This is a genomic window from Streptomyces sp. NPDC043908, from assembly GCF_056435525.1.
This window is the reverse complement of sequence record NZ_JBWKEI010000033.1, coordinates 7,536-18,068: the sequence shown is the minus strand read 5'-3', so window position 1 is coordinate 18,068 and position 10,533 is coordinate 7,536. Positions and strand designations below refer to the sequence as shown.

The window sequence follows — 10,533 nt, the reverse complement described above, 5'->3', positions numbered from 1 at the left end:
TGCGCCCCTGCGGGGCGATCACCTCGGCGGTGGGGGGCGTGTTCGTCTGGTGGGCCGCCCGGTGGTGGGTTGCTCGCGCAGTTCCCCGCGCCCCTAGGCAGTTAGGGGCGCGGGGAACTGCGCGACCAGCCAGGCACGATCCGCAGACAAAACGAGGCCGGGGGCGCAGCCCGTACGGGGTCCGGGGGCGCAGCCCACGGGGAAGTCGCTTCCACCCCCCTCCCGCCCCCCCCCGGGAGGGCCCACCCCACCCCCGGAGGGTTTAGGGAAGGGGTGGGGCGGGGGACCTCACGTCGTGCGGCGGCGGCGCGCTCCGGGGCGGCGTTCGCTCGGGCGGGTCACATGCTCCCCCGCCTCCACGGCGGCATCCCGCCGAGCCGCCCCGAACTGCGCCAACGCCTCCGCCAGCTTCAGCACCGACGGCTCGGGAGCCATCACGTCCACCCGCAGACCGTGCTCCTCGGCCGTCTTCGCCGTGGCCGGGCCGATGCACGCGATCACCGTCACGTTGTGCGGCTTGCCCGCGATCCCGACCAGGTTGCGGACCGTGGACGAGGAGGTGAAGAGCACCGCGTCGAAACCGCCGCCCTTGATCGCCTCGCGCGTGTCCGCCGGCGGCGGCGACGCCCGTACCGTCCGGTACGCCGTGACGTCGTCCACCTCCCAGCCCAGCTCGATCAGCCCCGCCACCAGCGTCTCGGTGGCGATGTCGGCGCGCGGCAGGAAGACGCGGTCGATCGGGTCGAAGACCGGGTCGTAGGGGGGCCAGTCCTCCAGGAGCCCGGCCGCCGACTGCTCGCCGCTCGGGACGAGGTCCGGCTTCACACCGAACTCCACCAGCGACGCCGCGGTCTGCTCACCGACCGCCGCGACCTTGATCCCCGCGAACGCCCGCGCGTCGAGCCCGTACTCCTCGAACTTCTCGCGCACCGCCTTCACGGCGTTGACCGAGGTGAAGGCGATCCACTCGTAGCGGCCCGTCACCAGGCCCTTGACCGCCCGTTCCATCTGCTGCGGGGTGCGCGGCGGTTCGACGGCGATCGTCGGCACCTCGTGCGGCACCGCGCCGTAGGAGCGCAGCTGGTCGGAGAGGGACGCGGCCTGCTCCTTCGTCCGCGGTACGAGCACCCGCCAGCCGAACAGCGGCTTGGACTCGAACCACGACAGCCGGTCGCGCTGGGCCGCGGCGGTGCGCTCCCCGACCACGGCTATGACGGGCTGGTGCCCGTCCGGGGACGGCAGCACCTTCGCCTGCTTGAGGACCTGTGCGATGGAACCGAGGGTGGCGTTCCAGGTGCGCTGGCGCGTGGTGGTGCCGGCGACGGTGACCGTCATCGGGGTGTCGGGCTTGCGGCCCGCCGCGACGAGTTCACCGGCCGCGGCCGCCACCGTCTCCAGGGTCGCGGAGACGACGACCGTGCCGTCGCTCGCGCCGACCTCGGTCCAGCAGCGCTCGCCCGCGCTGCGCGCGTCGACGAAGCGGACGTCGGCGCCGCTCGGGTCGCTGAGCGGGACACCGGCGTACGCGGGTACGCCCACCGCCGTCGCCACACCGGGCACGACCTCGAAGGGGATGCCCGCCGCCGCGCAGGCGAGCATCTCCTCGCCCGCGTTGCCGTCGAGCCCGGGGTCACCGGAGACGGCACGGACGACCCGCCTGCCGGAGCGCGCGGCCTCCATGACAAGATTGGCCGCGTCCCGCAACACGGGGACATCGAACGTGCTGCCGGTCGCTGACGTGTCGTCAACAACCGTCAGCTGAGGCGTGTCCACACCTGCCCGCGCATGCGCGCGAACCACGTCGAGCACAGCCGGCTCGGCGATCAGGACATCGGCCGACGCCAGCGCTTCCACGGCGCGCAGCGTCAGCAGCCCCGGGTCTCCGGGGCCGGCACCGAGGAAGGTGACGCACCCGTGCGCGGAGACGGCGGGAAGGTTAGAGGACGTGGTGGGGTTCAAAGTGCTCGCTCCCCCATAAGACCGGCCGCACCCTTGGCAAGCATCTCGACCGCGAGTTCGCGACCGAGCGCCACGGCTTCGTCGTGCGACGCAGGTACGGGACCGGTGATGGACAACTGCACCAGCGTCGAGCCGTCGGTGGTACCGACGACGCCGCGCAGGCGCATCTCATGAACAATCTGTCCGTCGGCCAGAAGGTCGGCGTAGGCACCCACGGGTGCGGAACAGCCGGCCTCCAGGGCGGCGAGCAGGGACCGCTCGGCGGTCACGGCGACCCGGGTGTACGGGTCGTCGAGCTCGGCGAGCGCGGCGGCGAGACCGGCATCGGCTGCCGTGCACTCGATCGCCAGTGCCCCCTGGCCGGGGGCGGGCAGCATGGTGTCGACCGGAAGGAAGTCGGTCACCTCACCGGTCCTGCCGATGCGGCTGAGCCCGGCGGCGGCGAGTACCACCGCGTCGAGCTCCCCGCTGTGCGCGAATCCGATCCGGGTGTCGATGTTCCCCCGGATCGGCACGGTTTCGACGGCGAGGCCGTGGCTGCGCGCGTAGGCGTTCAGCTGGGCCATGCGCCGGGGCGAGCCGGTGCCTATGCGGGCCGGACGGCCCTGGCAGGCGGCGGCCAGCTCGGTCAGGGTGAGCCCGTCGCGCGCCACCAGCACGTCGCGCGGGTCCTCGCGGACCGGCACGGCGGCCAGGACGAGGTCGTCGGGCTGCGCGGTGGGCAGGTCCTTGAGCGAGTGGACGGCGAAGTCGACGTCGCCGCGCAGCAGCGCGTCGCGCAGCGCGGTCACGAAGACGCCCGTACCGCCGATCTGCGCCAAGTGCTCGCGCGAGGTGTCGCCGTACGTGGTGATCTCCACCAGCTCGACCGGACGCCCGGTCAACCTCCGTACGGCGTCGGCCACCTGGCCGGACTGGGCCATGGCGAGCATGCTCCGCCTGGTCCCCAGCCTCAGTGCTTTCTGGGTCATGACCGCCCTCGGTTCTTCGCGTCTCGGTTCTTGACGTCGACGTCGTTCAGATCGGCCCGTGACACGGCGGCGACCGTCTCCGGGTCGAGGTCGAAGAGAGTGCGCAGCGCGTCCGCGTATCCGGCGCCGCCGGGCTCGGCCGCGAGCTGCTTGATCCGCACGGTCGGCGCGTGCAGGAGCTTGTCGACGACGCGGCGCACGGTCTGGGTGACCTCGGCGCGCTGGCGCTCGTCCAGGTCGGGCAGCCGTCCCTCGAGGCGGGCCACCTCGCCGGCCACCACGTCGGCGGCCATCGCGCGCAGCGCGACGACGGTCGGCGTGATGTGGGCGGCGCGCTGGGCGGCGCCGAAGGCGGCGACCTCGTCGGAGACGATCGAGCGCACCTGGTCGACGTCGGCGGCCATCGGCGCGTCGGCCGAGGCCTCGGCGAGCGACTCGATGTCGACCAGCCGCACCCCGGGGATGCGGTGGACGGCGGCGTCGATGTCGCGCGGCATGGCGAGGTCGAGCAGCGCGAGCCGGACGGGGCCGGTCTGCGCGGGGATGCGGGTGCGGGCGGCGGGCCGGGCGCCGGTGGCGTTCTCGGCCCAGCTGCCGTGCAGCTCCAGGGAGTCGGCGTCGACGGACTCGCCGAGTCCGGTCGCGGCGTCGGCCTCGGCGACCGCGCTGTACGCGGCGAGCGAGGCACCCGCGGCGGCCGTCGCGGCGAAGTCGGCGGGGCAGCCGCCGGAGACGGCCGGCGCCTGGCTCGCGGGGGCGGCGGCCTGCGCGCCGACGGCCTCGCCGACGGTCTGGGCGTCCAGGACCAGACCGGTCGCGCCGGTGCAGGACACGGCCACGTCGACGCGTGCCAGCTCGCGCGCCACGTCGGCCATCGCGACCGCGCGGGCGGGCGTGCCGGACTCCGTGAGGATCTCCACCAGGCGCTCGGCGCGGGCGGACGTGCGGTTGGCGACGACGACCTCGCGCACGCCCGCGCGCGCCAGGGTGGCCGCGGCCAGCGAGGACATCGAGCCGGCGCCGATCACCAGGGCGCGCTTGTCCTTGGCCCAGGTCTCCACGGGCGTGCCCTGGGCGAGCTGCTCCAGGCCGAAGGTGACCAGGGACTGCCCGGCCCGGTCGATCCCGGTCTCGCTGTGGGCGCGCTTGCCGACCCGCAGGGCCTGCTGGAAGAGGTCGTTGAGGAGGCGCCCGGCGGTGTGGAGCTCCTGCCCCTGCGCCAGGGTGTCCTTGATCTGGCCGAGGATCTGGCCTTCGCCCACGACCATCGAGTCCAGCCCGCACGCCACCGAGAAGAGGTGGTGGACGGCCCGGTCCTCGTAGTGCACATAGAGATACGGAGTGAGCTCCTCCAGACCGACGCCGCTGTGCTGGGCGAGCAGTGTGGAGAGCTCGGCGACGCCCGCGTGGAACTTGTCCACGTCCGCGTACAGCTCGATGCGGTTGCAGGTGGCGAGCACCGCGGCCTCGGCCGCGGGCTCCGCGGCGAGGGTGTCCTGAAGGAGCTTGACCTGCGTGTCCGCCGGGAGCGAGGCCCGCTCCAGGATGCTGACGGGTGCGCTGCGGTGGCTGAGGCCGACGACCAGGAGGCTCATGCCGGCATCACGGCGGGCATGTCCCCGTCGGGTCCCTTCCGGTCCACGGCCGCGCCGCCGCGCACCACGGGCGCCACGATGTCGGCGGCCTCCGCGGCGGCGGCGTCCTCACCGGCCTTGCGCTGCTCGTGGAAGGCGAGGATCTGGAGCTCGATGGAGAGGTCGACCTTGCGTACGTCGACGCCCTCGGGCACCGACAGGACGGTCGGCGCGAAGTTCAGGATGGAGGTGACCCCGGCGGCGACCAGGCGGTCGCAGACCGGCTGCGCGGCGCCCGCCGGCGTCGCGATGACGCCGATGGAGACACCGTTGTCGCTGATGATCTTCTCCAGGTCGTCGGAGTGCTGCACCGGGATCCCGGCGACGGGCTTGCCCGCCATCGCGGGGTCCGCGTCGATCAGCGCGGCGACCCGGAAGCCGCGGGAGGCGAAGCCGCCGTAGTTGGCGAGGGCCGCGCCGAGGTTGCCGATGCCGACGATGACGACGGGCCAGTCCTGGGTGAGGCCCAGCTCGCGGGAGATCTGGTAGACGAGGTACTCGACGTCGTAGCCCACGCCCCTGGTCCCGTAGGAGCCGAGGTAGGAGAAGTCCTTGCGCAGCTTGGCGGAGTTGACCCCCGCGGCCGCGGCCAGCTCCTCGGAGGAGACCGTGGGTACGGAGCGCTCCGACAATCCGGTCAGCGCACGCAGATACAGCGGAAGCCTGGCGACGGTGGCCTCGGGGATTCCTCGGCTACGGGTCGCCGGTCGGTGAGTTCGGCCAGTTGCCACGGTGCTCCTGCGGGATGAGCGAGGCAGGCGGCCATGTGTCCCAGGACCGCCCCGTCGAATGCAGGCTATGTCTTTGTGAACGCGTGCACAAAGATGGTGTCCGCTTTGTCCGAGCAAAGTGACCGGGCTCACGCGAACCGGTGCCGATTTCCGGGAACCGACAGCGAAGTCGACCCGTTGAAGACCCGAAGGGGGCAAAACCGTACACACCTCTCCACGATGTCACCCCCGAACGCGACAAAACGACCTCGATGGTAACCGCAACTACCGCTGATCACCCATTCGATCACCGGCCCCCGGGACCACGGACGGGGCACGCGCGCCCCACCCGCCTCAAGCGTTCAGGGCACTCCTGAGCCGCGCGGGGTCCACCCGCCAGAAGGTGTGCTGCGCGCCGTCGACGAGCACAACCGGAATCTGCTCCCAGTACGCGCGGTGCAGCGCCTCGTCCTGGGTGATGTCCTTCTCCTCCCATACGGCACCGGTCTCGGCGCAGACCCTCTCGATCACGGCACGGGCGTCGTCGCAGAGGTGGCAGCCCGGCTTGCCGATGAGCGTGACGAGCGGCGGGGAGGAGGGGTCGGCGCTGCGCGGGGACTTCCCGCGCCGGAAGAGAGGACTCATGCATCCATTCTCCGCCCACGTGAAGGCGGCTGTCCGCCCCCGTATCCCAGAGTTCACGCCCCGGCATCCCGGCGTGTCGGGCGGGACCGAACAGACTGGCTATGCTCACGGCATGGCCGTACTGGGATGGCTCACCCCGCGTAGGCGCTCGGCGACAGCACGCAGCGTGCTGGCCGGCGAGGCCGCAGCCGAGGCAGCCCGCAAGTCCGAGCAGGAGCTGGCGGAACTGGCGGAAGCGGAAGCCAGGGAGCAGCCGCAGACGTCCCCCTCCTCCTCCGCCCCCTCCCCCTCCGAACCGGACTTCCCCGTGGCCGGGGACGACCTGGCGGCGGCCTTCTTCGACCTCGACAACACGGTCATGCAGGGCGCGGCGATCTTCCACTTCGGGCGGGGCCTGTACAAGCGGAAGTTCTTCCAGCGCCGCGATCTGGTGCGCTTCGCCTGGCAGCAGGCGTGGTTCCGGCTGGCCGGGGTCGAGGACCCGGAGCACATGCAGGACGCCCGCGAGAGCGCCCTGTCGATCGTCAAGGGCCACCGGGTCTCCGAGCTGATGACCATCGGCGAGGAGATCTACGACGAGTACATGGCGGACCGCATCTGGCCCGGCACGCGCGCGCTGGCCCAGGCGCACCTGGACGCGGGCCAGAAGGTGTGGCTGGTGACGGCGGCGCCGGTGGAGACCGCGACGATCATCGCGCGCCGGCTGGGGCTGACGGGCGCGCTGGGCACGGTCGCGGAGTCGGTGAACGGCGTGTACACCGGCCGCCTGGTGGGCGAGCCGCTGCACGGCCCCGCCAAGGCGGAGGCGGTACGCGCGCTGGCGGCGGCGGAGGGCCTGGACCTCTCGCGCTGCGCGGCGTACAGCGACTCCCACAACGACATCCCCATGCTGTCCCTGGTGGGCCACCCCTACGCGATCAACCCCGACGCGAAGCTGCGCAAGCACGCGCGGGCGAGGGAGTGGCGCCTGCGCGACTACCGCACGGGCCGCAAGGCGGCGAAGGTGGGGATCCCGGCGGCGGCCGGCGTGGGCGCCCTGGCGGGCGGCACGGCGGCAGCAATCGCCCTCCACCGCCGAAGGCGCTAAGACCGAACGGGGCCGAGCCGGGCCGAGGACGGGCTGAAGTTGGGCCGAGGTTGGTCTGTGGCCGGGCCGGGGTTGGTCTGTGGCTGGCTGCGGGTTGCCTGCCTGCGGATGTTGGGTGGCTGATCGCGCAGTTCCCCGCGCCCCTAGGGGGTCGGGTGTGCCCCGGGGCGTGAGTAGCGGCCGCCTGGGGTCCGGTTGTCTGCGGGTGGTGGGTGGCTGGCCGCGCAGTTCCCCGCGCCCCTAGGGGGTCGGGGGTGCCCCGGAACGTGAGTAGCGGCCGCCTGGGTTTGCCTGTTGTCTGCGGGTGGTGGGTGGCTGATCGCGCAGTTCCCCGCGCCCCTAGGAGGTCGGGTGTGTCCCGGGGCGTGAGCAGTGGGCGGTCGGGTTTGTCCCGGGGCGTGAGCAGTGGGCGGTCGGGTTTGTCCCGGGGCGTGAGCAGTGGGCGGTCGGGTGTGTCCCGGGGCGTGAGCAGTGGGCGGTCGTGTTTGCCCCGGGGCGTGAGCTGTCGTCGTCTGTCGTTTGGGTGGGCGCTTCAGGGTGTTCCGGTTGGGGGGGGAGTCGTACCTGTCGTTGTTCGTCTGCCGGGGTTCCGTACGCCTTTCCGCGAAGGTGGAGTTGCCCAGGGGCGCGGGGAACTGCGCGACCAGCCACCCCACAACCCGCAGACAACGGGCCCGGGGGCACCTCAGCCCCTCTGGCGTTTGAGGAGCGGGGTCCGGGGCGCAGCCCCGCCCCGGGCGCAGCCCCGCCCAGGGGTGCAGGGGGGCGGAGCCCCCGGGGTGGACCCGCGCCCCCCACCCCCGGAGGGTTTAGGGAAGGGGCGGGGTGGGGGCCGATCCGGGACCACATACCCGCCCCCATCCCCCACCAGTCCCCCACCCCCCACTCGGCCACATCCCACCCCCCAACCGATCAACATCGATCACAACCCCGCCCCCACCCGCTCACACTCCGCTACCCATTCCGCCCCATAGACGTAACAGAAGCGACGGAATCGACGATTTGAGCAACTGGGTGTAGCGCTCCCTGCACGAAGCGTTATTCTCCTCAGACGCATACCGGAACCCACACATCGCCACGGCGGGTGAACGGTCCCGCACTGCACGTGATGGAAGCTCTGCCTCTGGGAGTCCCGTGTACCCACACGTCGGGGTTGACGCCTCGGGCCTGGCTACGCTGCGCGCAGCGGTCGTCGACCGTCTGCGCGGCTTCGTCCCCACCGCGTACGCCACCGCCCCCGCCTTCGCCACCGCCACCGCCTCACCCCTCGGTGCCTGCTACGCGCTGGCCGAGGGCGGTGCCGCGGTCGGAAGACGGAGCGGCGGCCGCAGCACGGGCACGTCCGCGACGCCGACCGCCCGCCGCCCCAGCGCGGACAGCGACAGCGCCCGCATGATGGATCTCGTCGAACGCGCCCAGGCCGGCGAGGCCGACGCCTTCGGCCGGCTGTACGACCAGTACAGCGACACGGTGTACCGGTACATCTACTACCGCGTCGGCGGCAAGGCCACCGCCGAGGACCTCACCAGCGAGACCTTCCTGCGCGCGCTCCGCAGGATCTCCACCTTCACCTGGCAGGGGCGCGATTTCGGCGCCTGGCTGGTCACGATCGCGCGCAACCTGGTCGCGGACCACTTCAAGTCGAGCCGTTTCCGCCTGGAAGTGACCACAGGCGAAATGCTCGACGCCAACGAAGTGGAGCGCTCACCCGAGGACTCCGTCCTGGAGTCGCTCTCCAACGCCGCGCTCCTCGAAGCCGTGCGCAAGCTGAACCCGCAGCAGCAGGAGTGCGTCACCCTGCGCTTCCTCCAGGGCCTCTCGGTAGCCGAGACCGCCCGCGTCATGGGCAAGAACGAGGGCGCCATCAAGACCCTCCAGTACCGCGCCGTGCGCACCCTCGCCCGGCTCCTCCCCGAAGACGCCCGCTGACGCACCCCGCCGCCCCGCCGGGCCGCTCCCCGTCCCCACGGGGCAGCGGCGCCTCCGGTACCCCCGGCCCGCGCCTCCCGGCCGCCCTCTCAACTCACGGTCGGTGAGCGCTCAGTGCTGTCCCGGTCACAGTGTGGTCCGATCATCCTTCGTCCGTAACCCAAGTGCCGCGTCCCTCGTTGTGCCGGATGCAGGCTCCCTGTGGTCACGTCATGTTCACTGCCGCTCACTCGATCGTGTGGATGTGCTCAAGACGTGCAACCTTCCAGGCCCCTTGGGGAGTCGACCGTGATGACGAGAGGAGGTGCCGCCAGTGATCGCGAACGTATCGGCGCACCGGCGGGCGAACGCCTTCGCCCAGGCCCTGGAAGAAGCCTCGGCGGCCCAGCAGCCACCCGCCACCCCGGCCGCCCAGGCCGAACAGGCGGCGGAAGCCGACCTGTTGACCCTGGCGACCGTCCTCGGCGAACTGCCGAAACCGGAACTGGACCCGCAGGTGAAGGTGGAGCAGCGGGCGCTGCTCGTGGCCGCCATGGAGCAGATGTTCGCTTCCGGCGGCGCCGCCGACCCTCAGGTGCCCGAGCAGCGGGCCGGCCGGGGCGCCCACCGGGCGGCCCCGCTCCGGAAATTGCGCCCCCGCTCCCGCTGGTCGAAGGGCATCGCCGCGGGCGGCCTCAGCATCGGTGTGGCCGCGGGCGCGTTCAGCGGCGTGGCCGCTGCCAGCTCCGACGCCCTCCCCGGTGACTCGCTCTACGGGCTGAAGCGCGGCATGGAGGACCTCAAGCTCAACCTGGCGGACGACGACGCCGACCGCGGCCGGATCTACCTCGACCAGGCCTCCACCCGGCTCAGCGAGGCCCGCCGCCTGATGGAGCGCGGCCGCGCGGGCGACCTCGACCATGAGCAGCTGAGCGAGGTCCGCCGCGCCCTGAGCGGCATGCAGCACGACGTGACCGAAGGCCACCGCCTCCTCCACGCCGCCTATGCCAAGGACGGCTCGCTCGGCGCCATCGCCGCCCTGTCGTCGTTCGCCTCGGCGCACCGCGACAGCTGGAGCAGGCTGCGCGACAAGCTGCCCGCCCAGCTCACCGACGTCGGCGACCAGGTCACCTCGGTCTTCGTCGCCATAGACCAAGAGGTCGAGCCCCTGCGTTCGATGCTCCCCCCGCCCAAGACCCGCACCCATGGGCGTACGGACACGACGCACCCCGGCCAGACGAGCCACACGGCCCGCCCGGCCCCCACCCCCTCGTCCCCGGCGCACGGCACGGCGAGCGGCGGCGGCACCAAGTCGCAGCAGCCCACCACCCCCGGCGCCAAGCCCGACGAGGGCCTGATCGGCGGCAACACCGGCGGCCTGCTCGACCCGCCCGCCAAGAGCGCCCCGCCGGCCTCCGGCACCACCCCGGCCAAACCGCCGGTCCCGGACGTCACCCTGCCCCCGCTGCTCCCCGGCCTGCTCCCGGGCCTCGGCATCGACGGCGAGGAAGTGAAGTAGCCCGGCCGGACACGGGTGTGGGGGGGGGGGGGGGGGGGGGGGGGGGGGGGGGAACCGAAAACAAACAGAAAAACAAAAAAAAAAAAAAAAAAAAGAAAAA

General features: G+C 72.4%; 8 protein-coding genes. 3 read left to right on the top strand and 5 right to left on the bottom strand.

Annotated elements, in window-relative coordinates; genetic code table 11:
- Positions 1 to 288: 288 nt before the first annotated feature.
- The 5 genes from AC069K_RS35620 to AC069K_RS35600 all read right to left on the bottom strand — a co-directional run bounded on the left by AC069K_RS35620 (position 289) and on the right by AC069K_RS35600 (position 5,919).
- On the bottom strand, positions 289 to 1,959 hold the full coding sequence (locus AC069K_RS35620) for a bifunctional uroporphyrinogen-III C-methyltransferase/uroporphyrinogen-III synthase (RefSeq protein WP_478622975.1): 1,671 nt from the start codon (positions 1,957 to 1,959) through the stop codon (positions 289 to 291).
- Positions 1,956 to 2,930, bottom strand: coding sequence for a hydroxymethylbilane synthase (gene hemC / locus AC069K_RS35615; protein ID WP_365107317.1), 975 nt, complete (start codon positions 2,928 to 2,930; stop codon positions 1,956 to 1,958). Before hemC ends, AC069K_RS35620 begins: the two co-directional genes overlap by 4 nt.
- Complete coding sequence (locus AC069K_RS35610; RefSeq protein ID WP_365107314.1) at positions 2,927 to 4,525, bottom strand: glutamyl-tRNA reductase; 1,599 nt, start codon at positions 4,523 to 4,525, stop codon at positions 2,927 to 2,929. Before AC069K_RS35610 ends, hemC begins: the two co-directional genes overlap by 4 nt.
- Entirely contained in the window at positions 4,522 to 5,295 is a 774-nt protein-coding gene (locus AC069K_RS35605; protein ID WP_365107311.1) for a redox-sensing transcriptional repressor Rex, read from the bottom strand. Before AC069K_RS35605 ends, AC069K_RS35610 begins: the two co-directional genes overlap by 4 nt.
- A gap of 333 nt (positions 5,296 to 5,628) precedes the next feature.
- Positions 5,629 to 5,919, bottom strand: coding sequence for a glutaredoxin family protein (locus tag AC069K_RS35600; RefSeq protein WP_478622971.1), 291 nt, complete (start codon positions 5,917 to 5,919; stop codon positions 5,629 to 5,631).
- A 112-nt stretch (positions 5,920 to 6,031) separates the two neighbouring features.
- Here AC069K_RS35600 and AC069K_RS35595 point away from each other — a divergent pair, with 112 nt between their 5' ends.
- The 3 genes from AC069K_RS35595 (at position 6,032) to AC069K_RS35585 (ending at position 10,433) form a co-directional block, all read left to right on the top strand.
- Entirely contained in the window at positions 6,032 to 7,006 is a 975-nt protein-coding gene (locus AC069K_RS35595) for an HAD family hydrolase (protein ID WP_478622969.1), read from the top strand.
- Positions 7,007 to 8,140: 1,134 nt separating this feature from the next.
- On the top strand, positions 8,141 to 8,935 hold the full coding sequence (locus AC069K_RS35590) for an ECF subfamily RNA polymerase sigma factor, BldN family (RefSeq protein ID WP_358836241.1): 795 nt from the start codon (positions 8,141 to 8,143) through the stop codon (positions 8,933 to 8,935).
- Between the two features lie 313 nt (positions 8,936 to 9,248).
- Positions 9,249 to 10,433 (top strand): DUF5667 domain-containing protein, encoded by a 1,185-nt coding sequence (locus AC069K_RS35585; protein ID WP_365107303.1) that lies wholly within the window; start codon positions 9,249 to 9,251, stop codon positions 10,431 to 10,433.
- Positions 10,434 to 10,533: the final 100 nt, after the last annotated feature.